The organism is Autumnicola patrickiae (genome assembly GCF_031846525.1).
GTDB classification, from domain to species: domain Bacteria; phylum Bacteroidota; class Bacteroidia; order Flavobacteriales; family Flavobacteriaceae; genus Autumnicola; species Autumnicola patrickiae.
Genome location: NZ_JAVRHM010000017.1, coordinates 1 through 23560, shown reverse-complemented (window position 1 = coordinate 23560; position 23560 = coordinate 1). Strand labels below are relative to the sequence as shown.

Sequence of the window (23560 nt, the reverse complement as noted above, 5' to 3'; positions counted from 1 at the left end):
CCTGAGGTTCAGTTTCCTATAAATATTTCCTTTATGACTAAATTAATCCTCGTGATGATGTTTCTCTTTCCCTTTTCCTTTTTTATTACCTAAGCCAAGAAAAATCTTTTCCCCGAAAAAGGTAAATACTATAAGGGCTCCGGAAACAATAATAACCGTCAAGTTTGTTTGTGCCCTCACCCAAATAAATCCTAATAACACAACGACGTCCAGCACAATAGCCGTAATTACAATCACCGGGTTTGCCTTTACTTTTTCTTTCATATGTCGTAGCACTCCCACGTGGATGATAATATCCATGATAAGATAGAAAATAGCTCCCATAGCAGCAATTCCCGAAAGATCAAAAAGAATGGTAAGGGTGATGGAAAGCACTGTAATATATACCAGCATGTGTTGCTGAATGTTTCCTGGCATTCCAAAATGTGAGTGCGGGATCAATTTCATGTTCGTAAGCATTGCAGTCATTCGGGAGACAGCAAAAATACTGAAAATAACTCCTGTAATTGTTGCGATTATGGCGATCCCCACCGTAAAATAAAGTCCATAGTTCCCGAATAGTGGACGAGCAGCTTCTGCCAGAGAATAATCTTTTGCTTGTATAATCTGCTCAATGCTGAGGTTCGCGCCCACTGCCAGGGCCGTGAGAAAATATATGGTTGCGCAAATGAGCAGGGAAAGTATAATTGCACGGCCTATGTTTTTATGAGGGTTCTTTACTTCACCCCCACTATTGGTTATCGTGGTAAAGCCTTTATAAGCTAAAATGGAAAGAGCAAGTGAGGCAATGTATTCGCTTATCTTATTCTGCGGACCTTGCGAAGGTAAGGCGGAACCGATATTAAAATCGGCTGCCCACAGCGCCCCTACAGCAAAAACAAGAATTCCTCCAATCTTTAGGGCTGCGGTAGTCATCGCTGTCTTTCCTATTATCTCGTTCCCCAGAATGTTTATAATAAACGCAGCTACCAAAAGTCCCACTCCCAGCGCCGGAACCAGAAAGCTGTCCTGGCTCCCATTGAAGAGCTGCATAGTATAAGTTCCAAAGGTGCGGGCTACGAGGCTTTCGTTCAGCACCATGGAAAAAGCCATTAGAAGAGCTGCAAATGCTGTAATTGTGCCTTTCCCGTAGGCCTTTTTCAGGAACATAGCTATCCCCCCTGCGGAAGGATAAGCATCGGCCATTTTAATATATGAATAAGCACTAAATCCTGAAATTACCCCTCCCACTATAAAAGATAGTGCGAAATATTGTCCAGAGAGTTCAGCGATTTGCCCCAGAAGAGCAAAAATACCTGCTCCAATCATTACTCCAGTTCCCATTGCCACTGCATTGGCAAGGGTTAAACTCCCTTTCTTATAATCACTCATAAAACAATTATTAAATAGAAAACATCACTTCTATAAATCTTTTGATTTTGACCTACAGGTATTTTTAAGCACTTTTACCTATTCTTATATCCATGAACCATCTTTTTTATTGTCAATTTATTAGCAATAATTAGACGACCCGCAAGTATTATTTTGTTGGATAGGAGGACAGGGTACGCTGCCATAAGAACAGAATACACAGCAGTCTCCTGCATTTGGCTTCAGTACTTCTTTGCACTCTTCGCATTCATAAAAAAACTGGCAGGCATCTGTTGGCATTTCTTCTTGTTTAGAGTGGCCGCAATTGGGGCAAGTGATTGTTGATTTGGTGATAAAAAAATTCATTTTTTTATTATTTTTAGTTAATCATACCATATAAACCACATCTGAACTTGATGAAGGATAGGTTAAGATCATGGTTTTTAAATCTTTGGAAGTGAATCCGACTTTTATAGCCAGGGCAAAAAGATTTATTACTTCCTCGGCATGTGGGCCAATGAGATGTGCTCCCAAAATTTTTCCGCTTTCTTTCTCGACGAGTGTCTTATAGGCATAGGTTTTCTCGTTGATCCTTTGGGCGGTAAACCAGTCGGGAACACGGTTCTTGTTCACCTTAAAATTAAGACCTTTTTTAGTGGCTTCTTCTTCAGTAAGTCCTACCGAAGCCATTGTGGGCAGCGTAAAAACCACGGTGGGAATGGCGGTGTAATCTGGTTTTTTAGTGTTGCCTTTTAATATATTGGATGCTACAATATGCCCTTCCATAACGGCAACCGGTGTAAGGGGAATACCATCTGTATCTGCTGCATCCCCGGCAGCATAGACATTTGGATTGGTGGTGCTTTGCAAATATTCATTCACTTCAACTCCTTTTTTACCAAAGGCGATATTTGCTTTCTGCAGGTCCAAATCAAAAATGGCAGGAGGCCTTCCAGCAGAATTAATCACCTGCGCAGCCTCCCATTTCTTTTCCCCACTTTCACCTTTTCCGGTTACGCGAAAAGCCCCATTCGCCTCTTCAATCGCCGTAACGTTGGTGTTCAAAATTAATTGTATGTCTAACTTCCTGGTAGCTTCAGTTAATTGATCTACTATAAAAGGATCAAAATTCTCCAGTGGCCTTTTCCCCCTGTGAATTATGATCACTTTACTGCCAAAACGGGCAGCCATATGTGCAAACTCAAAAGCGATGTACCCACCGCCAATAAACAGCAAAGAGGATGGCAGGGATTTGAAATTGAGAAAATCTGTACTGCTAATAGCATACTCCTCACCCGGAATATCCAGCTTTCTCGGCTTTGCACCCGTAGCTATTAGGATCTTTCCGGCTTCTATAATTTCATTTCCTATCTTCAATTGAGTTTCAGAAATAAATTTTGCTGATTCATGAAAGGTATCAATTTCGTTTTTTTGGTAACCTTTTTCAATTTTAGGTGGCATAGCATCCACAAAATCCTGTTTGAATTTCATTGCTTCTTGCCAGTAAATAGCTGGCACTTCAGAAATTTGCTTCTCGTAAAAATTATCAGCCAAATGTTTTGCTTCAGTAGGGCCGAGCATGATCTTTTTTGGATCACATCCACGAAGGGCACAAGTACCACCATAGGGCAATTCATCTGTTATTCCTACCCTAAGGCCTTTAGAAGCACATTTATTGGCAACATTCATTCCTGCCATTCCTGAACCTATTACAAATACATCATACTTTTTCATCTCACTTTTTTTAGGTTACTTATCTACTACTTTATAACCGGTCCTGCTTATGGCTGTAATAATTGCAGCCTTATCTACTTTTGTTTTGTCATATTCGACTACCGTATTGGCATTTTCATAACTCGCCTTGACTGATAAAATACCCTCTAGTTTATTGACTTCACTTTCCACCGGTGCTTCACATCCTGCGCAGGTCATTCCTTCTACAACAAATACCTCTTTAACAATATTTGATTGTGAGACATAGACCACTTCCTTGTTAGGCTGGCTGTAAAACACCTCGGAGTAAGTTGGAAAAGCCATCATGAGCCCTGCAAATAATGTTACAACCAGTAAAAACTTCTTTGACTGCAAAAAGGATTGTTTTTCATCTTCTGCACATCCGCAATCACTTTCAGCTTCTTTTCTATATCTCAACTTTTGATACCAGGCCAAGCCCAGAACTAACACCGTGAGAGCAATTAAAAACGGCCGGAAAGGTTCCATCCACGAAAAGGTAGTCACCATGCCACTCGTGCCCGCGACTAAAGCAAGAACCGGGGCAATACAACATAAAGAAGCCGCTATAGCTGCTGCTACTCCGCCTAAAGCAGCTCTATTAGATTTATTTTGGGATGTATCCATTTTAAGCGGATTTTTTTAATGATTTAATTGAAGTGAAGATGTTATCCAGAACCTGGATTTCAGATTTTACCAGCGAATAATACAAAGTTTGTCCCTCCCTTCTGGAGGCAATGAAGCCGGCATCTTTCATTTTCCGGAGATGTTGTGAAATCGCCGGCATACTCATTTCTAAAATGTCTGCTATATCACAGGGACATAATTCATTCTCCATATTTAAAAGGAAGAGAATCTTTAAACGCACATCATTACCGGCAATAGATAGGAGTTTTGTTATTTGCTGGAAACCGTGGTCCAAATTTTCAATTGTTGCTTGACAATTTAAAAGCTGTGTATGGTTAGCTTCAGCGCGTGTACAGGTTATTTCAAGTTTCATAAATTATTTTTAATGCTGCTAAGGTATATGTTATTTATTATTTAAGCAACTTATTAAATATAAATGAAAAGATACTGATTTTTTTTCCGGGACAACTGTTGCGAAAAATCTATTCTATAGACAGGTCTCATATCTGACTCCTTCCACTCAAATGGCTGGTAAATATCAGTCTCATTTTTTCTTTTAGTCCCGCTGGATTATATCTAAATTTTATTTCCATGTCCTGTTTCTTAATTCATTATAATTTTTTTAACTTTACCAAAGCCGTAATTGCTCTTCTTTTTATAAGCCCGCCTATATAAGTTTTTATGAATCATCATAAAAAAGTTGCGAAATAGCTTTTTTTCTGGAAGTTCTACTTTTGCACTTCTGTTGTATTTAAATTTTTTATCTTTGCAAGGTGAAAATTCTAACAACCACTTTTTTATCTATCATTTTCTTGTTCCAATCTTCGGGACCAGTGATGGATTGGTGTTGTGAGTTATTGAAAATACCGAATCTTGTTGAACATTATGATGAACAAACAGAAGATAGCGGTATTGGCTTTATTGAATTTCTAGATAACCACTACGGAGATAAAAAAAACTCTGAAAACCACAAGGACGATGGACATGACGGTGAACTTCCGCTTCAAGGTCATCATGTGTGTTCTCATGGATTTTCCTTTGTTAATTCGGATACTTTTGAGCTAATTGTAATTGAACCCTTAGAGGATCAAAATACAAGTATATTCTACCAACCTCCATTTTCCTCGGCCAGTTTAGGTACTATCTTTCATCCACCCCAAGTTTAATTTAACTTTTGTGATAGGATAATTATATCCTGACGCCATTGATTTCTTCTATGGCTATCTCATCTATTTACGTTGAATTAAACTTTATTTTTAATGATTAATAAAATAATAGCATTTTCTATAAACAATAAGTTTATAGTAGGCCTGCTAACATTGGCACTTATAGGAGCCGGAATATGGTCCATGATGACCGTAAACCTAGGTTCGGTTCCTGATATTACAAATAACCAGGTTCAGGTTATCACCCAATCCCCAAGTTTAGGTACTGAAGATATTGAACAATTCGTGACTTATCCGGTCGAACTGGCTATGGGAAATCTTCCCGGAGTGACTGAATTACGGTCTGTTTCCCGCTTTGGACTTTCGGTGGTAACCATCGTCTTTGAAGATGACATGGGTACTTATTTGCCCCGGCAGTTGGTTCAGGAAAAATTGACGGAGCTGCAGGAAACCATTCCGGAAAACTTTGGCAGCCCATCTATGGGGCCTATTTCCACTGGGCTGGGACAGATTTATGAATATACGATCCAGCCGCAACCCGGTTTTGAGACGCAATACACTCCTGTTGAGCTTCGCAGTATTCAGGACTGGATTGTAAAGAGGCAATTAACCTTGCTGGAGGGGGTTGTGGAAGTCAATTCGTTTGGTGGATCTATCAAGCAATATGAAGTAGCCATCAACCCTGAGAAATTAAATGCGCTGGATGTAAGCATCTCCCAGGTGTATGAGGCCCTGGCCCGGAATAATGTAAATACCGGCGGAGCCTACATTGAGAGGAACAGAATGTCCAACTTCATTCGTGGAGAAGGCCTGATCCAGTCTCTAGATGACATCAGGAAAATAATTGTTACCAATGAAAACGGGATTCCGGTTACCATTGGGGATATAGCCGAAGAAGTGAGCTTCGGAAGTCAGGTGCGTTACGGTGCTTTTACTCAGGATGGAGAGGAAGCCGTGGGTGGTATTATTATGATGCTGAAAGGTTCAAATCCTAATGCAGTGATACAGAATGTAAAAGACAGGATGGCAGAGGTAGAAGAATCCTTGCCGGAAGGCCTTGAAATCGAGCCCATCATTGACCGGAGTGAGCTTATCGGCAGAACAACCGATACTGTAACTAAAAACCTGCTGGAAGGAGCCTTGATCGTAATCTTCGCCCTAGTGTTCCTATTGGGAAGTTTGCGCGGGGGCCTCATTACGGCCACTACCATTCCCCTATCCTTGCTTTTTGCATTCATCCTGATGAAACAGTTTGGGGTGTGGGCAAACTTAATGAGCCTGGGTGCCATTGACTTCGGGATAATCATTGATGGTGCGGTTATTATCATAGAAGGCGCCGTTTATGAAATCCATAAAAGGATCAAAGCCGGAAAAGTCAAATTTAATCAGGCTGTTATGGACGAGGTAGCTTACGATTCTGGAAGCACTATGATGGGGTCGGCATTTTTCGGCCAGGTTATCATCCTTATTGTGTTTACGCCCATCCTGTTCCTAACAGGAGTGGAAGGCAAAATGTTCAAGCCAATGGCCTACACTTTTGGTTTTGCAATGATAGGTGCCATCATCTTGTGCCTTACCTACGTTCCTATGATGACGGCATTGTTTATGAAGCCGATTGAAAACAAGAAAAACTGGTATGGCAGGTTAGAACGCTGGCTGGAAAAAGTCAGTGATAAGATCATTGGTGGTATCCACCGTGCCTACCTTCCGCTATTAAAGGCTTCCCTCCGCCTCAGAGCAGCGGTGATCATAGGATCTATCGTTTTATTAGGGGCTGCAGGCTATGTTTTTTCCACGATGGGGGGAGAATTTATTCCGCAGTTAGATGAAGGGGACATTGCCATGCAAGCTTTGATCAGGCCCGGTAGTTCCCTGACTGAATCCATAGAAGTTTCCGAGGAAATAGAAACTTTGTTATTGGAGAACTTTCCTGAAATTAAAACGGTAACAGCCCGTATTGGGGTGGCCGATATCCCTACCGACCCCATGCCGATGGATATCGCAGACATGTATATTATACTCGAAAAAGACAGGGACAAATGGGTTTCTGCTGAAACCAAAGAAGGACTCATTGAACAAATCCAGGACCTACTAAATAAAAACCTGACCGGAGTCAACTTGGTTTTTACACAGCCGGTAGAGCTGAGGTTTAATGAACTTCTGGAAGGGGTAAGAGAAGATATTGCCGTAAAACTCTATGGGGAGGATTTAGAAGTTCTTTCTACTAAAGTCCAGGAAATGGCAGAAATTATTGAGACGGTACCCGGTGCCGGAGATGTGAACCCTGAGAGGACGTCAGGGCTGCCACAAATGACAGTTCGTTACAACCGGGATAAACTCGCTCAATACGGGCTGGATATTCAAAAAATCAATGAGTATATAAGTACCGCATTTGCAGGCGGAGTAGCCGGGGTTGTTTTCGAAGGAGAAAGGCGTTTCGACCTGGTGGTTCGTTTTGACGAAGCACACCGACAAAGCATTGAAGATTTAAGAACTTTATACATTGATCTTGACGATGGTACACAGATTCCTATTAATGAAATAGCCGATATAGGTTATGTGCCCGGACCGATGCAGATATCGCGTGACGATACCTATCGAAGAACGTATGTTGGGGTGAATACCCGGGGGCGTGATGTGGAGTCTGTAGTAAATGATATCCAGGAAAGGCTGGATGCTGAACTCGATTTACCCCCAGGATACTACATTGAATACGGTGGGGAATTTGAGAATCTTCAAAGTGCCAAAGACCGCTTGTCTATAGTGGTGCCCATCGCACTCTTCCTGATCTTTGTGCTGTTGTATTTTGCCCTGAAGTCATTCTCGCAGTCTATTATGATTTATATGGCCATTCCATTAGCGGCCATTGGAGGTATTTTCGCGCTCTGGCTCCGGGACATGCCCTTTAGTATCTCTGCAGGTGTAGGCTTTATCGTGCTCTTTGGAGTGGCAGTACTCAACGGACTGGTGCTGGTCAACCGCTTCAACTCTCTTAAAGAAGAAGGCGTAACCAGTATCAAAGACCGAATATTAATAGGTACCAAAGAACGAATCAGGCCGATCATGCTTACAGCTACAACCGATATTTTTGGGTTCTTACCTATGGCATTTTCTTCTTCGGCCGGTGCGGAGGTGCAGCGTCCTTTAGCAACGGTGGTTATAGGTGGTATGCTCACGGCTACCCTCCTTACCCTGGTAGTGTTGCCAGTCCTTTATACTTTAATAGAAAATATGAAAAACAGAAGGAATAATAATAGTAGTAATGGGTTTTCACCGGCCCCGGCAATAATGGTGGCATTGCTTTCTGTCGGAAGCCTCTTAGGTTTTAGCAGCCCTGCAGAGGCACAGGAAAACAATTCTTTACAGGAAAATTTTCCGGCACAGACTGAGACAATTGTCCAACAGGATTCTTTGCCAAGCCTCTCGTTAGAAGAGGCACAGGAACGGGCAATAGAAGCTTTTCCGAAAATAAGAGCCGCTGCCCTGGAGATAGAAAGTCAGGAGGCTTTAAAGAAAACGGCCTGGGATCTTGGTAATACCCAGCTATTTACCGGCGCAGAAGAAATTAGTGAAGGTTCGAGTAATGCTGACCTCGGGGTTTACACACAAATTGGGGTTCAGCAACAAAATATCGACATCTTCGGGATTGCTCCGCGTCTTAGATTGCAGAAAGAAAGAGTGGCGCTTGCAGAAGAGGCCCTCGATCTTTCCATTCTTGAAGTAGAACTGGAAGTAAGTCAGGCCTGGGCATCGGTATATGCTGCTAAAAATGCATATGAAACACTGCGGAGGCTGGACTCCTCATTTACAGATATTGAAAGAGCTGCACAAATCAGGTTGGAAACCGAGACTATTTCCAGATTGGAATATTTGGCCACCGTAAATCAGGGCAATGAGGTTGAAATTCAGAAAGAGCAGGCCTATCGCGATTACCTGGGTGCCATCCAGCGATTCAACCTTTGGTTTGCCAGTGACACACTTTACACGGTACCCAATGTTCCTGCCGATCAGTTTGATGAGCCCATAAGCGGATTACTGAACCCCCTTGGTAATCATCCCCTGCTCAATGTGTATGAACAAAGGATAGAGGTGGCTGATGCAACCCTAAGGGAAAGACGAGCGCAGTTTCTTCCAAAGTTCCAGGCGCAGTACGGGCGTCAAAAAATTGACGGCCAAACGGGCTTTTATCAATATCAAGTGGGCATCAGTATTCCGTTGTTCTTTGGACCTGAGCTGGGGAGAACACAATCTGCCAGGATAAATCGTGAGATAGCCGAGGCAAATCTACAACAAACGCAACTGGAGCTTAAAACAGCTTACACCGGGGCGCGCGAGGAATACCTTAAATGGCTTAACTCGTGGAGATATTATCAGGAGGAGGCGCTTCCACTAGCCGTCGAACAGCGGGAAGGAGCAATCATTGCGTATAGGGAAGGAGCAATTGATTATGTGACCTTTCTCCAAAATATTAGGGATGCTGTACGGATAGAGATTGATGCCTGGGAGGCATTGGCAAGTTATCTCGACAGCCGCTCCCAACTTCAGTATTATATGAATACTTCAGAATAAATCGGTACTAATAGCTAAAGAATAAAAAAATGAAAAAATACATTATAAAATTGTTCACCCTATTTATTGCAACAACCTTATTTGTTGCTTGTAATAATGGAGGAGGCGAAGAAGGGGAAACTGCCGCTCAGGAAGAGCTGGCTACAGAAGAAGAAGAAGGCCATGCAGAAGGCGGTCATGCGGAAGAAGGAGGAATGGGTGAAGTGCATCTTTCTGAACTAAAATTCAATAGTTTAGGTATAGAAATAGATACTTTACCTACAAGGCCACTTTCAGATGTAGTTGAGGCTACAGGACAACTGGAAGTGCCACCACAATATGAAGCTACAGTAACTGCTGTTATAGGAGCCAATGTAACTTCTATTGAGGTGATTGAGGGGGATGAGGTAAGAAAGGGCCAAACCCTGGCGTATCTTTCTCACCCTAATCTCACCAGGTTACAGACTGATTATATGACAGCTTACAGTCGTCTGCAGAATCTGGAGCAAGAATTTAACCGCCAACAAAGGCTGTACGAACAGGAAGTTGGTTCAGGCAAACTTTTTCAACAGGCGCAGGCCGATTATCGCGTTGTGCAGGCAGAAGTGAAAGGTCTCGAGTCACAGCTAAGGCGGTTAAACCTTAATGTTTCAAACATACGGGAAGGAAATATTGTGGAGAATATTCCTGTAGTAAGTCCCATAGAAGGTAGCATTGAAGATGTAACTGTACAAGTAGGCCAATATGTGGATCCCCAAACAGAGCTATTGGAAGTGATCAATGCCGAACATGTGCATGCAGATTTAATGGTCTTTGCCAAAGATGTTTATAAAGTTAAGGAAGGACAAAAGGTCCTGCTACAAATGGAATCGGTGCCCGGCAAGACTTATACTGCTGAGATCTATTCAGTCGGTAAAAAATTTGAAGAAAATCCGAGAGCTGTTCACGTCCATGCAGAGATACAGGAGGATTCAGAAAACCTGGTACCGGGCATGTACATCAACGGCCGGATTATTACCGGGACAGGAACAGAAGTAACGGCTTTGCCGGAGGAGGCCATTATTGAGGAAGAAGGGAAATCCTACATCTTCATCGCTGAAGAGCACGAGGAGAACGGGGAAACCGAGTGGTCTTTTAAGCCGGTGGAAGTGGTGACAGGAGAAGAAAATGAAGGTTGGGTAGAAATAAGATTACTGCAGCCTCTACCTGAAGATGCAAAGTTGGCCTGGAACAATGCCTACTATTTAATTTCAGAGATGAAGAAAAGCCAAACTTCTCACGGTCATTAATTTAAAAAATTAAATGGATGGGCTCTCTGTATAATTTTTGTCTTAATTAGTTAACCCAGAGGGTTCATCCTTAATACAAACTAAAACTATAGCGATGAAAGAAATTAAAGCATTTGTCAAACCAAAAAGGGTACAAAAAGTGGTTGAAGCCCTTAGTGATAGTGGATTTAAAAGCATGACTCTCTCACAGGGGGAAGGAACCGGTGCGTTCAAAGCCAAAGGAGCCAGTCCTTCCCTTGATTTTCGCATTACAGATAGTCCCGTAGTGAAACTGGAACTGGTGTGTCAAAATGAGGAAGCACGAAAAGCCATAGACATCATAGTCGAAAATGGAAAAACAACGGATCCAGGCGACGGCATAATTTATTTGTCAGACATTGAAGATGCTTTCCAGATAAAAACTGGGGAATCTATAAAAAGAAACAAACTATAAAACTGCTCGGATTTAAGAACAGCAGAGTTACGAAAATGCTGAAAACAAAGATTAAATCCGCTAACATGTTTTTTCTGTATTATTTTTTAATGATTTAGAAGAAAAGGTGTTGAGGAGGTGAAAAAGATTTTTCTTAAATTAAGAAATAAAAATTTTTTGTCATTAAGGAGGTTCATATTTAGTGTGATTTCCAATCAATTAATCCTGGATAATAGCAAATGGATTATTCAGGTACCGGTGAGAAAATCAACTGAAAAAACTCTATACAAAATTGCTCCTGGAGAAGAAGCTGTTATTGGACAGAGTTTTAGAAATAGTTGCGGAAAGGAGTAAACTATGAGGAAGCAAAATATTTTCATGGCGATTCTAACAGGTGTACTCTTTGGAATATTGATCATGCAACCGCTGGTTCTTTCCCTACAAATGAATTATTTACAGGGAGATGAAAATTGGTGGAAGTACCTCCCTGAGAGTTACCAAGAAATATTCAATTTTAATGATGAAAATCAAATCTTGATGAACCTTCTTTTTGCTTTGCTGGGGATAGCTCTTGCACTTATGGTTGCTGTAAGGAAAAGGATTTTTAAGCTTAAAAGACGAAGTAAAAACTCGAGGAGGTGAAGGCACTTCTCATTAAAAGGTCATTGCCATCAAAGTTTTCAGAGAATTTGCCGGACAAAATTAAAAACTGATAGAAAAAATGAAAAAAACGCAAGTAAAACTGCCAATACTCCTGCCGGAAATTCCTGATGAGAACGATCAATGTGTGCGGAGGCTAATGGATCACCTGCAAAACAGGGAAGGTATTGAAAAGGTGCATATTGTTTCTGAAAAAGATGATGATACCCCCCAGCTTTGTTTTCATTACGATCCCGACATTATTTCCATTGCCCATATTAGAAAACTTGCAAAACAGGCAGGGGCATCGTTGACCAATGAATTTGGACATACGCTGCTCGAGGTTGAGGGAATTAGACATGCAAGACATGCAAGGAAAATTCAGAATGCCCTGAACGGATTGGAGGAGATAATGGAAGCCTCGGTTTCCGAATCGGGAATCGTAAGGCTGGAATTTATTAAGATTAAAACCAACGAAGAAGATTTTCGTCAAATCCTGAGGAACGAAGGCTTGAAAATCAAGACCGCCAAAAAGAATGAAAAAATGTCTCCTGAAACGGCTGAAACCCATGAACATTCCCGCAAGGAGGCAGAGCTTAAAGATGAAGGCCACGCCCATGACCACGGTGGGATCTTGGGGAAAAATACCGAGATGTATTTTTCCATCATCTGTGGAGTGTTATTGGGCGCCGGCTTTGGCCTTTCGTATAGTGAAACTGTGCCGGAATGGGTAAGTCTGGCCTTATACATAGGCGCCTATTTTTTTGGAGGCTATTACACGGCAAAAGAAGCCATTGAAACGGTTGCCAAAGGAGGTTTTGAAATTGATTTCCTTATGCTGGTCGCGGCAATTGGGGCAGCCGTTCTGGGAGAATGGGCAGAAGGGGCTTTGCTCCTCTTCCTCTTTAGCCTGGGCCATGCACTGGAAAATTACGCAATGAACAAGGCGCGAAAATCTATTGCAGCCCTGGCAGACCTTGCTCCTAAAACTGCTTTGATAAAACGAGATGGAAAGACCCGGGAAGTAAAAATAGAAGAACTTCAGGTAGATGATATTGTTGTAGTAAGATCCAATACCAAAATTTCTGCCGATGGGGTCGTTGTTAATGGTAACAGTAGTGTGAACCAGGCACCCATCACCGGTGAGAGCGTTCCTGTGGATAAATCTCCTGTACCCGATACTGACAGGGACTATTCAAAAGAAAATGAGATAAAAGAAGAACATCGGGTTTTTGCGGGAACCATCAACGGAAATAGCACCCTGGAAATAAAGGTGATAAAAACCTCTCAGGATTCTACACTGTCAAGACTGGTGACATTAGTGAATGAAGCCCAGACGCAGAAATCGCCCACACAATTATTGACTGATAAATTTGAGAAATATTTTGTACCATCGGTTTTGGCCCTGGTGGTTTTGCTGAATTTCGCCTTCCTGGTCCTCGATGAACCTTTTAGCGCCAGCTTCTACAGGGCTATGGCTGTTTTGGTAGCTGCCAGTCCCTGTGCCCTGGCCATTTCCACGCCTAGTGCCGTACTTAGCGGAGTGGCCCGCGCGGCCAGGGGCGGTGTTCTGGTAAAGGGCGGTCGCCCCCTGGAAGACCTTGGCGTTCTCACCGCTATTGCTTTTGACAAAACCGGTACCCTTACCGAAGGAAAACCAAAACTCACTAAAGTTATTACCTTAACAAAGGTAAGTGAAGAGGAACTGCTACAAACGGCTGTAGCGGTCGAGGCCCTGAGCGACCACCCCCTTGCAAAGGCAGTGGTACGGGACGGAAAAGAACGCTTGGGAAATGTAGAAATTCCGGAAGCAAGTAATATGGAAGCTGTCTTAGGAAAAGGTATAAAGGCCAATCTCGGGGCAAATAAGATATATATAGGCAATCTTGACCTTTTTGATGCGCTCGATGCTCAAAAGCCTTCAGATGAAACTGTAGAAAAAGTAAGGGAACAGGAAGCTGCCGGGAACACGACGATGTTGATACGCCGGAATGAGGAATATATTGGAATTATTGCCCTCATGGATACTCCACGGGAAGAAGCCAAAGCCACACTTGTGGAACTGAAAAAAATTGGCATCAGGCGGATGATCATGCTTACAGGGGACAACCAAAAAGTAGCTGATGCAGTGGCCGGGGAAATTGGCCTTACCGATGCCTGGGGTAGTCTGCTTCCCGAGGAAAAAGTAGATGCTATTAAAAAATTAAAGAAACAGGAGGATAAAGTAGCCATGGTGGGCGACGGGGTAAATGATGCCCCTGCTATGGCACATAGTACCGTAGGTATTGCCATGGGAGCAGCAGGATCTGATGTAGCTCTGGAAACTGCTGATATCGCCCTGATGGCAGATAAACTGGAAACGCTGCCCTTTGCAATAGGTCTGAGCCGGAAAGCCAAAGCTATCATAAGACAAAACCTTTGGGTAAGCCTTGGGATTGTAGCTTTATTAATTCCGGCCACTATTTTCGGGTTTGCCAACATTGGTATAGCAGTACTTGTTCACGAAGGTTCCACCTTATTGGTGGTTGGAAACGCATTGAGATTATTGGCTTATAAAAAAAACAAAGCTGCCTTTCCAGAAGGCCGTATAAAACAAATTCATGAACTAAAACAAGAAAATGATGTCAGAATTTAAAGTTAAACTAGAATGGAAATCTGATTACGAAGATTTTTCCTATAAGAATTATACACGTACCCATCAATGGATTTTTGGAGGAGGCTCGCAAATTACTGCATCGGCAGCTCCGGAGTATTTGGGGAAAGCTGAATTTGTCAATCCTGAAGAGGCTTTTGCTGCTTCCCTCTCCAGCTGCCACTTATTGACTTTTCTGGCTATTGCCTCCTTTAAAAAGTATATTATAAAAACTTATATAGATGAAACCGTTGCAGTGGTTGAGAAAAACAAGGACGGTAAACAGGCTGTGACCAGGGTTTTTTTACGACCCAAAGTAGAATTCTCGGGTGAACATATACCTGATGAAGAAGAAATGAAAAAAATGCATCATAAAGCACATGCTGAATGTTTTATCTCCAACTCTGTATTAACAGAGGTTGTATTGGAACCTGTTTTATAATTTCCTTCAGGAAGATTCAGTGTTCAAGGTTTAGTTTAAGTATCAAAACAGGCGATAAAACATAACTTGTATGAAAAATTTCATGGTTGCCCCTTCCATTCTTTCGACAGATTTTGCCCACCTGGGCAAAACCCTCGAAACTATTAATAGAAGTGAAGCAGACTGGCTTCATGTGGATGTGATGGACGGTATGTTTGTTCCCAATATCTCCTTTGGGACACCTGTTTTAGAAGCTATTGAGAAGCACTCTAAGAAACCTGTCGAGCTGCACTTGATGATTGTGGAGCCTGAAAGATATTTGGAAGTTTTTTCTAAATATGGGGTAGAGCAAATTACAGTACACGCCGAGGCCTGCCTTCATTTGCACAGTGTGGTGCAACAAATAAAAAGCCTGGGTTGTAAAGCTGGGGTTGCTTTAAATCCACATACTTCTTTAGGAAGTCTGGAATACGTTATCAAAGATTTAGATACAGTTTGCCTAATGGCTGTAAATCCCGGTTTTGGCGGGCAAGGATTTATTCCCCAAACACTGGAAAAAACAAAGGAATTAAAGCAATTTATACAAAGAAAAGATGCAAAGGCCTTTATTGAAGTAGATGGCGGGGTTAATAGGAATAACGTGAAGAAAATTTTGAATTCAGGAGCTGATGCTGTTGTAGCAGGAAGTAGTATTTTCAATTCCGATGATCCTCTTAGGGCAATTCAGGAGCTAAAAAACCCCTAATGAAATTAATGTTACCAAACGGAATAAATTAAATAATAATTTAAAAAGGAGTTATGCTATTAATATTAGGACAAACAGAAGGGAATTTAATAGCCACAAGGGCAACAGGAAATTTGACCGAAGCCGATTACGATAAGCTATTGCCCCTGCTAAACAACATAGTGGAGCGATATAAAAAAATCCGCTGGTATTTTGAAATGGAAGGTTTTGAAGGATGGACACCAAAAGCCTTTTGGAAAGATTTGAAATTTGATGTACAACATGCCAACAAATTTGAAAAAGTGGCTATGGTAGGGGATGAAAAATGGGAAAATTGGATGACAGATTTAATGAAACCTTTTACCTCTGCCGAAGTAAAATTTTTTGAAATAAACCATGCAAGCGAAGGACAAAAATGGATAGAGAAGTAAAAAAGAAATCTACCCCTGTAAGTTACATGAGGGAAACTGCCCGAAAGTTTCTTGACCGGGAAACCTCAGGCGGTCTTCTCCTCATTTTTGCTACTTTGGTCGCTTTGGTATTGGCCAATACCGGTGTGGCCGATATATACCACCATTACCTGACTGATGAAATTGTTATAGGAGCACCGGAGCACCTGGAAATTTCCCTTTCGGTGGAAGAATGGATTAATGACGGGCTGATGGTGATCTTCTTTCTGGTGGCCGGTCTCGAATTGAAAAGAGAAGTAATGGTAGGAGAGTTATCTGATTTTAAAAAAGCTTCCATGCCTATATTTGCTGCCCTGGGTGGTATGTTTGTACCAGCTATACTTTTTTTCCTATTCAACCTTAACATGCCTACTGTCAAAGGCTGGGGTATTCCCATGGCTACTGATATTGCCTATTCTCTTGGAATACTGGGCCTTTTAGGAAAGCGGGTGCCTGTGCAGTTAAAGATATTTCTAGTAGCTTTGGCCATTGCCGATGATATCGGCGCGATTCTGGTCATTGCCATATTTTACAGCAGTCAAATAGCCTGGATAAACCTGCTGATTGCAGGAGGAGCTTTGCTAATATTGGCCATACTGAACAAGACAGGGATAAAACACCTGTCTTTGTATATTTTACTGGGTATTGTATTATGGCTGGCTTTCCTTGACTCCGGTATACATCCCACCCTGGCCGGGGTGTTGTTTTCCCTCACCATTCCCGTTAAACCGAAATTAGAAAGTGGGGATTTTCAACAACGGACAAAGTCCCACGTGGAGGAGTTGGAAAAAACCGACCTGGTAAACACCCATCTGCTCACTGACAAGAAGCAACAGAATATTCTGGAAACAATTCGAGATGACACGAAGCACACCCATCCTCCCCTGCTGCGGCTGGAAAATGCCCTTACCGGTTTCAATGCCTTCTTTATCATCCCGGTCTTTGCGCTGGCCAATGCAGGTGTAGAACTCAGTCTTGGAATTTCAGAAGTCCTGACAAGTCCTTTGGGACTCGGCATTCTAACAGGCTTGGTGCTGGGGAAAGTTTGCGGCATTACCGCTTTCTCATATCTGGGAGTAAAAATGGGCTTCTCCCGGTTACCAGTAGGGCTCAGTTGGAGACATATAATAGGTACGGGACTTATAGCCGGTATTGGATTCACCATGTCCCTGTTTATCACGAACCTCGCATTTGCAGATGATAACCTGGTTCAGGTAGCAAAAATAAGTGTCCTGCTCGCTTCACTTATAGCTGCCATAGCCGGTGTACTTGTGCTTAGTATGGGGAAGACCCGGAGCATTGAACAACAGGAGCTTGGAGAAGTTGTTTAAGATATTTGTTCTGTGAAAGCCGGAGCATAATCTCAGTAATTTTGAAGACCTTACTGTGGTGGACAAACTAAAAAGTATTTTATAAAGTAAAATATTAAAAATTATGATAAACCTTATAAACTCAAATAAAAAGGACCTAGTTGCCGTGGAAGTGAGCGGTGAGGTTTCAAAAGAGGAGGTAGAAAGTTTGCATCCGCTTATCGAGGAAATTACTGCTAAAAATAATAAAGTGGATTTTTATTTTGAACTGCACGGTTTCTACGGTTACGATTTGGAAGGATTGTGGGCGGATCTAAAAATAGATGCTGCACATATTTCCGACTACGGAAATAGGGCTATTGTTGGGGATAAAAAATGGCAGGAAAAAACTACAAAGGTTTTAAATTTCTTTTCAGGCTCTCAAATAAAATACTTTGATATAAACGAAAAGGATACGGCCAAAGCCTGGATTGGTTTAGTAAAGGGGTAGTCTTAGTAAAAAAAACTCCCTTTTAAGATGGGAAACTGTCAACAAACAGGAGAAAATTGTTCAACAAAAATAAGTCATTATGGACTGGACGTTTGAAGATTTTAAGACAGACCTGGATTCACTGAATCCGGCAGTGAGGGAGAAGGCTCTTGAAATAGCGAACGAACTTATGAAAGAGGGAAAATATACAAAAAAAGAAGCGATAACCAAAGCCATTAAACAGGCGGAAGAATGGTTTTATGATCTAGAAGGATGAAACCTAAGGCATAAGCCAATAACTTTCCTGTGAAACCTATCAGAAAGTATTGGTCAAAGTGGAATGTAATTGCAGTTTTATAATAAGTAGACCTAATATTTGGGTTGTTGTGAACAATATTGAAAACTTGAATTTCAAAGAATGGAAAAATTTGATGTAACTATTATAGGATCTGGACCAGGCGGATATGTAAGTGCTATACGTTGCGCCCAATTAGGATTAAAAGTAGCCATTATTGAAAGGTACAGCACGCTTGGCGGCACCTGCCTTAACGTGGGCTGTATCCCTTCAAAAGCCTGGCTTGAAGCCTCTGAGCATTATTACAAACTGAAACATCAATTTAAAAACTTTGGGATTGATGTAAAAGAAGCCAATGTCGATATCTTGAAAATGAACCAAAGGGTACAGGATGTGGTACAGGAAATCATCAATGGCGTTGACTATCTGATGAAAAAGAACAAAGTTACCGTCTATGAAGGCCACGGCACCATCAAGGACAAAAACACGATTGAGATTAAGGGCGAGGACAAAACTGAAACCATAGCAACCGATAAAATTATCATTGCCACAGGATCCAAACCGGCTTCACTGCCCAATATTGAAATCGACAAAAAACGGATCATCTCTTCTACCGAAGCCCTTGTCCTACGGGAAATCCCCAGGCATTTAATGGTTGTTGGCGGTGGCGTTATTGGGGTCGAGATAGGTTCCGTATTCGCCCGCCTGGGTTCAAAGGTGTCTATTGTGGAATATTTTGATAGCCTCATTGCCACTATGGATGGCGCACTGGGACATCAATTGCACCGTTCCCTAAGAAAACAGGGAATTGAATTTTATTTGGAACATAAGGTGACAAATGCAACAGCAACTGAAGGCAAAATGGCGTTGAAAGCGGAAAATCTTGCCAATAAAAAAGAAATGAGTTTAGAAGGCGATTATTGCCTTATGGCCATTGGCAGAAAACCATACACCGCTAATTTAGGCCTTGAAAATATTGGAGTGGAAATCAACGAAAAAGGACAGATAACAGTAGATGAGAACCTCGAAACCAAGGTCAAAGGCATTTATGCTATAGGGGACGTAATCCGGGGAGCAATGCTTGCCCATAAAGCGAGTGAAGAGGGCGTTTTTGTAGCCGAACGGATTGTTGGGCAAAAGCCACATATCAATTATTCCCTTATTCCCAATATTGTTTACACCCAACCTGAAGTGGCCGGGGTAGGCTTGACCGAAGAACAATTAACTAAAGCCGGAAGAAAAATTAAAACAGGCTCCTTTCCCTTTAAGGCCAACGCAAGGGCAAAAATAAGTATGGATACCGATGGTTTTATTAAGGTAATCACAGATAAGGAAACCGATGAGATATTGGGGGTACATATGATAGGCCCACGAATTGCGGATAGCTATACAGAAGCGGTAGTGGCAATGGAGTTTAGGGCATCTGCAGAAGATATTGCACGAATGTCCCACGGACACCCCACCTTTTCAGAAACCTTTAAAGAAGCCTGTCTGGCAGCTACAGATGACAGGGCTTTGCATATTTAAATACAAACAAGAACTGCTGTGTTTTTAAAAGTTATCGTATTAATACAAAAGTCACGAATAATGAAAAAGGATTTAGAAAAACAACTTGAACAAAAGAAGGTACGGCCAACAGCCATGCGTTTGCTGGTACTGGATACACTTCAAAGACAAAAAACAGCAGTAGGCTTGGATGATTTAGAAGAGACCCTTGAAAAGGCCGATCGAACCACCCTGTACCGTACGTTGAAAACCTTTGAAGAAATGAAATTGGTACACCGGATAGAAGATGGAGCAGGAGCAACTAAATTTGCTTTATGCGGAGAAGGATGTGAATGCGCTCCTAAAGATATCCATGTCCATTTTTACTGTAATATTTGCCAAGAAACTTTCTGCCTGCCAAAATCTGAAGTTCCGGATGTGCCCTTACCCGAAAATTTTATTCCAGTGGAGACAAAAGTTCTTGTAAAGGGCATTTGTCAAAACTGTGCAAGTTGAAATATGCAATCTCATTGCAGGTTTATAGCAATACCTTCGTGTTACAGCCAATTAAAAAACGATAAAAAATAGATGCCATTTACCTTTTCACATCCAGCAATTGTTTTACCATTTGTTTATTTGCCAAAGCACTGGTTCTCGCTGACGGGGCTTGTAATTGGAAGCCTAACCCCAGATTTTGAATACTTCTTAAGAATGAAAATTAAAGGCAATTACGGTCACACGATTGAAGGACTTTTATGGTTCGATTTACCCTTAGGACTATTACTTGCTTTCATTTTTCACAACATTGTTCGTGACAGTCTAATTGATAATTTACCGTCAGCTATACAATCACGGTTATCCACATTTAAGAAACTTAACTGGAGCCGACATTTTAAAACAAAAAGGTTGGTTGTGGTAATTTCAATATTAATAGGGGCTGCTTCTCATATTCTTTGGGATGGTTTGACCCACGACAACGGTTATTCCGCTCAGACTTTTTTAAGGTTGCCAAAGATCATAAATGTATTTGGCAACCAAATTTCTTTTTTTAAAATATTTGAACGTTCAAGCACTGTGCTCGGCGTATTCTTAATTGCATATGCTGTTTACAAACTACCGACTGAGAAAAACAAAAAGATAAAAATTGATCTTAAATATTGGGGACTCTTAATAGGATTGACTTTGGTAATTATATTATTAAAATTTTTGAGCGGACTTGAGATAGACCAATATAAAAATGTAATTGTTTCAATTATTTCAGCGATTCTGTTAAGTCTGACACTGACCCCAATAATATTAAATCAATGCAAAACTGGCGGTAACAACTAAAAACAATGCTATACTTATTGCTTAATCCAAAGTCCTTGCGTACTTGCACCGCCTGATTGTCCTGAGGACAATCTCAGGCTTGCCAGCTCATTTTTTTTATATGGGACGTTATTTCTTTAAATAGATGTTGAAAAAGCAGCTGAGCATCAGCCTAAATGTGAGAATGCGAAGTATGAATAGTTCCATAAGCGAAAAATAAAGCAATTAAAAATTGGAAAAATGGCAAATCGAAAAAAAGAATCAGCAAAATTTTTTACAGGTTTCGCTAGTGCCCAGATAATTTTCCACTGGGGAATAGGATTATTTAATGCGAACCTCCCCCTGGATTTTGGTTTTATTGCCCTGACTGAAGGACTCAATACTTTTTCTATAGTGTTTTGGCCTATCATACTGGTTTTTTCCATGTACTATGGGTGGATTAAAAAAATAAAGAAAAAATGAGCCCTGACACTAAAAACGAAGAAGCTGAGATCCAGCTCGATACGGCCAATAAAGCCGAAAGAAAAACATTAAAACAGGTCCTGGGAATCAATATGTTTCAGGTGGCATTGGCCGGTATTGTTGGCTTTGTTGCAAATTCCACAGGATTATTGGGTGCAGCCCTTGACAATCTGGCTGATTCAGCCGTTTACATTGTAAGCATTTACGCTGTGGGCAAAGGTGTTGCTGCGCAATCACGTGCTGCAAATCTTTCAGGCATACTTTTGATTATATTGGGCTTATTGTTGCTAGGTGAAGTGATCAGGCGGTTCGTTACACAAGCCGAACCAATTGGCTGGGCGATGATCATTACTGCAACGGTGAATGCTGCCAGCAACCTTATAGCTATGCGCTTGCTCAAATCCCACAGTGGAAAAGGAGTCCATATGAAGGCCTCTATGGTATTTACCAGCAACGATATGCTTGTTAATTTAGGGATTGTATTATCCGGTATTGGGGTGATGCTGCTTAACTCCCCTCTTCCGGATTTAATCATCAGCCTTATAACCGTAGGAATTGTATTAAAAGGAGGATGGGAAATCCTTAAGCAAGCACGGAATGCGCGTAGGGGAGCTAAAAAGTAATAATTAAAAAGGAGTTACCAGAGGATACATCTATTTTTAAAAAGAATTTAATTATGCTTTCAAATATTGAAAATAAACTAAAAGAGAAAAATATTCGCCCAACGGCAATGCGCCTGCTGGTTTTGGAAACACTGCAAAAGCAAATAGCAGCAGGAAGTATACAGGACCTGGAAGCAGCTTTTGAAAAATCTGACAGGACGACCCTTTACCGCACCTTAAAAACCTTTGAAGAAAAGAGCATTGTACATAAAATTGAAGACGGCACCGGGGTGGCAAAATACGCACTTTGTGAAGCAGGTTGTAATTGTGAAATAGATAATGACTTACATCTTCATTTCTATTGCACGACCTGCAACGAAACACAGTGTTTGACCGAGCAAAAACTTCCACATATAAGTTTGCCATCAGGATTTAAAGCTATGGACGCCAATTTAGTGGTTAAAGGCATCTGTAATAAATGTAATGGAAGTTAATGCACTACTGTTGCATAATTATTTCCATTAATTTTAAGCCTTAAAATTATTTTCAAATGTTTAGCATAAAGAGTTTTGAAAAATAATTTATGGTACTAAATAAAATTTAAATGAAAAGATCAAATTTTACCATTCAGAAAATGGATTGTCCTTCCGAAGAGCAAATGATTCGGATGAAATTGGAGACTTACCCTCAAGTAAAATACCTAGATTTTGATATACCCAACAGAAAATTGCACGTGTATCATTTGGATGGCATTGAAGATATACAGACATCGATAGCCAGTTTAAAGCTCGGGGATACACTTCAGGGAACCGAAGAAGCCGAGCCTCCCGTATGGGAAGACCAATCAAAACAAAAAAAGATTCTTTGGTGGGTCTTGGGAATCAATTTTGGTTTTTTCGTTATCGAAATGACTACGGGTTGGATTTCGTCTTCTATGGGTCTTATTGCAGATTCCTTGGATATGCTGGCAGATTCTATAGTGTACGCATTAAGTCTGTTCGCGGTTGGTGGTGCTATTTCAAGAAAGAAGAAAGTGGCAAAGTTTAGCGGGTACTTTCAGATGGCTCTGGCGACACTTGGATTTATGGAAATTTTAAGAAGATTCTTTAGTGAAAGTGAAATACCAATGTTTCAATGGATGATCATTGTTTCCATTTTTGCCTTACTGGGTAATCTTATTTCGCTTTGGTTGATCAACAAAGCCAAAAGTAAGGAAGCGCATATGCAGGCGAGCGCGATTTTTACTTCCAACGATATTATTGTAAATGGCGGGGTAATCCTGGCCGGTGTGCTGGTATATTTTCTCGATAGTAAATGGCCCGATTTGGTGATTGGTGGAATCGTGTTCACTTTCGTAATGCGCGGTGCCATAAGAATATTGAAACTGGCGAAATAATTTAAATATATGATCCGCAATATGTATTGGTAACAACAAGATGATTATGAATAAAAGAAATGTAGCATTCTTGATTTTACTGTTGTTGGCAATAGACCAAGCAATAAAGGTTTATATAAAGACGAATTTTTACTATGGCGAAGAAATAAAAGTCCTTGGGCTTGATTGGTTTCGCTTACATTTTTTGGAAAATCCCGGGATGGCCTGGGGCTTTAAGTTTGGGGATGGATACCTGGCCAAGCTTG

The 23560-nt window shown here is 41.3% G+C and carries 25 protein-coding genes; 20 read left to right on the top strand and 5 right to left on the bottom strand.

The features are described from left to right. Nucleotides 1-42 precede the first annotated feature (42 nt). The 5 genes from RM549_RS14045 to RM549_RS14025 all read right to left on the bottom strand — a co-directional run bounded on the left by RM549_RS14045 (nt 43) and on the right by RM549_RS14025 (nt 4081). Nucleotides 43-1371 carry an APC family permease gene (locus tag RM549_RS14045; protein WP_311500676.1) on the bottom strand — a complete coding sequence of 443 codons (1329 nt, stop codon included), beginning with the start codon at nt 1369-1371 and terminating at the stop codon, nt 43-45. 120 nt (nt 1372-1491) lie between these two features. Continuing rightward, nucleotides 1492-1716, bottom strand: a complete 225-nt coding sequence (locus RM549_RS14040; RefSeq protein ID WP_139067566.1) for a GDCCVxC domain-containing (seleno)protein — start codon at nt 1714-1716, stop codon at nt 1492-1494. 21 nt (nt 1717-1737) lie between these two features. Beyond that, entirely contained in the window at nt 1738-3084 is a 1347-nt protein-coding gene (locus tag RM549_RS14035; RefSeq protein ID WP_311685908.1) for a dihydrolipoyl dehydrogenase family protein, read from the bottom strand. Between the two features lie 15 nt (nt 3085-3099). Next, nucleotides 3100-3708, bottom strand: coding sequence for a mercuric transport protein MerTP (gene merTP, locus RM549_RS14030; protein WP_311500674.1), 609 nt, complete (start codon nt 3706-3708; stop codon nt 3100-3102). A 1-nt stretch (nt 3709) separates the two neighbouring features. Beyond that, nucleotides 3710-4081: an ArsR/SmtB family transcription factor gene (locus RM549_RS14025; protein WP_311500673.1), complete on the bottom strand. Its 372-nt coding sequence runs from the start codon at nt 4079-4081 to the stop codon at nt 3710-3712. Between the two features lie 400 nt (nt 4082-4481). On the opposite strand from RM549_RS14025, the gene RM549_RS14020 reads away from it, so the two are divergent. From RM549_RS14020 to RM549_RS13925, 20 genes are all read left to right on the top strand, one after another. Then, a complete protein-coding gene (locus RM549_RS14020) occupies nt 4482-4874 on the top strand; it encodes a hypothetical protein (protein WP_311685905.1) in 393 nt (130 codons plus the stop codon). 93 nt (nt 4875-4967) lie between these two features. Beyond that, the gene (locus tag RM549_RS14015; RefSeq protein WP_311685904.1) at nt 4968-9443 is read left to right on the top strand and encodes a CusA/CzcA family heavy metal efflux RND transporter; all 4476 of its coding nucleotides are present in this window, start codon (nt 4968-4970) and stop codon (nt 9441-9443) included. Between the two features lie 29 nt (nt 9444-9472). Beyond that, nucleotides 9473-10711 (top strand): efflux RND transporter periplasmic adaptor subunit, encoded by a 1239-nt coding sequence (locus RM549_RS14010; protein WP_311685902.1) that lies wholly within the window; start codon nt 9473-9475, stop codon nt 10709-10711. A gap of 94 nt (nt 10712-10805) precedes the next feature. Then, on the top strand, nt 10806-11144 hold the full coding sequence (locus RM549_RS14005; protein WP_311685900.1) for a P-II family nitrogen regulator: 339 nt from the start codon (nt 10806-10808) through the stop codon (nt 11142-11144). 357 nt (nt 11145-11501) lie between these two features. Further along, the gene (locus tag RM549_RS14000; RefSeq protein WP_311685898.1) at nt 11502-11765 is read left to right on the top strand and encodes a hypothetical protein; all 264 of its coding nucleotides are present in this window, start codon (nt 11502-11504) and stop codon (nt 11763-11765) included. Between the two features lie 79 nt (nt 11766-11844). Then, a complete protein-coding gene (locus RM549_RS13995; protein ID WP_311685896.1) occupies nt 11845-14397 on the top strand; it encodes a heavy metal translocating P-type ATPase in 2553 nt (850 codons plus the stop codon). Beyond that, nucleotides 14381-14836 (top strand): OsmC family protein, encoded by a 456-nt coding sequence (locus RM549_RS13990; RefSeq protein ID WP_311685893.1) that lies wholly within the window; start codon nt 14381-14383, stop codon nt 14834-14836. The genes RM549_RS13995 and RM549_RS13990 overlap by 17 nt, the downstream gene beginning before the upstream one ends. 70 nt (nt 14837-14906) lie before the next feature. After that, nucleotides 14907-15560: a ribulose-phosphate 3-epimerase gene (gene rpe / locus RM549_RS13985; protein ID WP_311685891.1), complete on the top strand. Its 654-nt coding sequence runs from the start codon at nt 14907-14909 to the stop codon at nt 15558-15560. A 53-nt stretch (nt 15561-15613) separates the two neighbouring features. Beyond that, nucleotides 15614-15970 (top strand): SpoIIAA family protein, encoded by a 357-nt coding sequence (locus RM549_RS13980; RefSeq protein ID WP_311685889.1) that lies wholly within the window; start codon nt 15614-15616, stop codon nt 15968-15970. Continuing rightward, complete coding sequence (nhaA, locus tag RM549_RS13975; RefSeq protein ID WP_311685887.1) at nt 15955-17319, top strand: Na+/H+ antiporter NhaA; 1365 nt, start codon at nt 15955-15957, stop codon at nt 17317-17319. Before RM549_RS13980 ends, nhaA begins: the two co-directional genes overlap by 16 nt. A 103-nt stretch (nt 17320-17422) precedes the next feature. Continuing rightward, nucleotides 17423-17788: a SpoIIAA family protein gene (locus RM549_RS13970; protein WP_311685885.1), complete on the top strand. Its 366-nt coding sequence runs from the start codon at nt 17423-17425 to the stop codon at nt 17786-17788. A gap of 79 nt (nt 17789-17867) precedes the next feature. Then, on the top strand, nt 17868-18044 hold the full coding sequence (locus tag RM549_RS13965) for a hypothetical protein (RefSeq protein ID WP_311685883.1): 177 nt from the start codon (nt 17868-17870) through the stop codon (nt 18042-18044). Nucleotides 18045-18185: 141 nt separating this feature from the next. Next, nucleotides 18186-19589, top strand: a complete 1404-nt coding sequence (gene lpdA / locus RM549_RS13960; RefSeq protein WP_311685881.1) for a dihydrolipoyl dehydrogenase — start codon at nt 18186-18188, stop codon at nt 19587-19589. Nucleotides 19590-19649: 60 nt separating this feature from the next. Continuing rightward, the gene (locus tag RM549_RS13955) at nt 19650-20063 is read left to right on the top strand and encodes a Fur family transcriptional regulator (protein ID WP_311685879.1); all 414 of its coding nucleotides are present in this window, start codon (nt 19650-19652) and stop codon (nt 20061-20063) included. A gap of 72 nt (nt 20064-20135) precedes the next feature. Further along, nucleotides 20136-20876, top strand: a complete 741-nt coding sequence (locus RM549_RS13950; protein ID WP_311685877.1) for a DUF4184 family protein — start codon at nt 20136-20138, stop codon at nt 20874-20876. A 219-nt stretch (nt 20877-21095) separates the two neighbouring features. Then, complete coding sequence (locus RM549_RS13945) at nt 21096-21317, top strand: hypothetical protein (RefSeq protein ID WP_311500656.1); 222 nt, start codon at nt 21096-21098, stop codon at nt 21315-21317. After that, on the top strand, nt 21314-21940 hold the full coding sequence (locus RM549_RS13940; RefSeq protein WP_311500655.1) for a cation efflux transmembrane domain-containing protein: 627 nt from the start codon (nt 21314-21316) through the stop codon (nt 21938-21940). Before RM549_RS13945 ends, RM549_RS13940 begins: the two co-directional genes overlap by 4 nt. Before the next feature lie 53 nt (nt 21941-21993). Next, the gene (locus tag RM549_RS13935) at nt 21994-22413 is read left to right on the top strand and encodes a Fur family transcriptional regulator (protein ID WP_311500654.1); all 420 of its coding nucleotides are present in this window, start codon (nt 21994-21996) and stop codon (nt 22411-22413) included. Nucleotides 22414-22523: 110 nt separating this feature from the next. Next, nucleotides 22524-23315, top strand: coding sequence for a cation diffusion facilitator family transporter (locus tag RM549_RS13930; protein WP_311500653.1), 792 nt, complete (start codon nt 22524-22526; stop codon nt 23313-23315). Nucleotides 23316-23361: 46 nt separating this feature from the next. Beyond that, the coding region (locus RM549_RS13925; protein ID WP_311685874.1) for a signal peptidase II at nt 23362-23560 on the top strand (199 nt) is incomplete at its 3' end.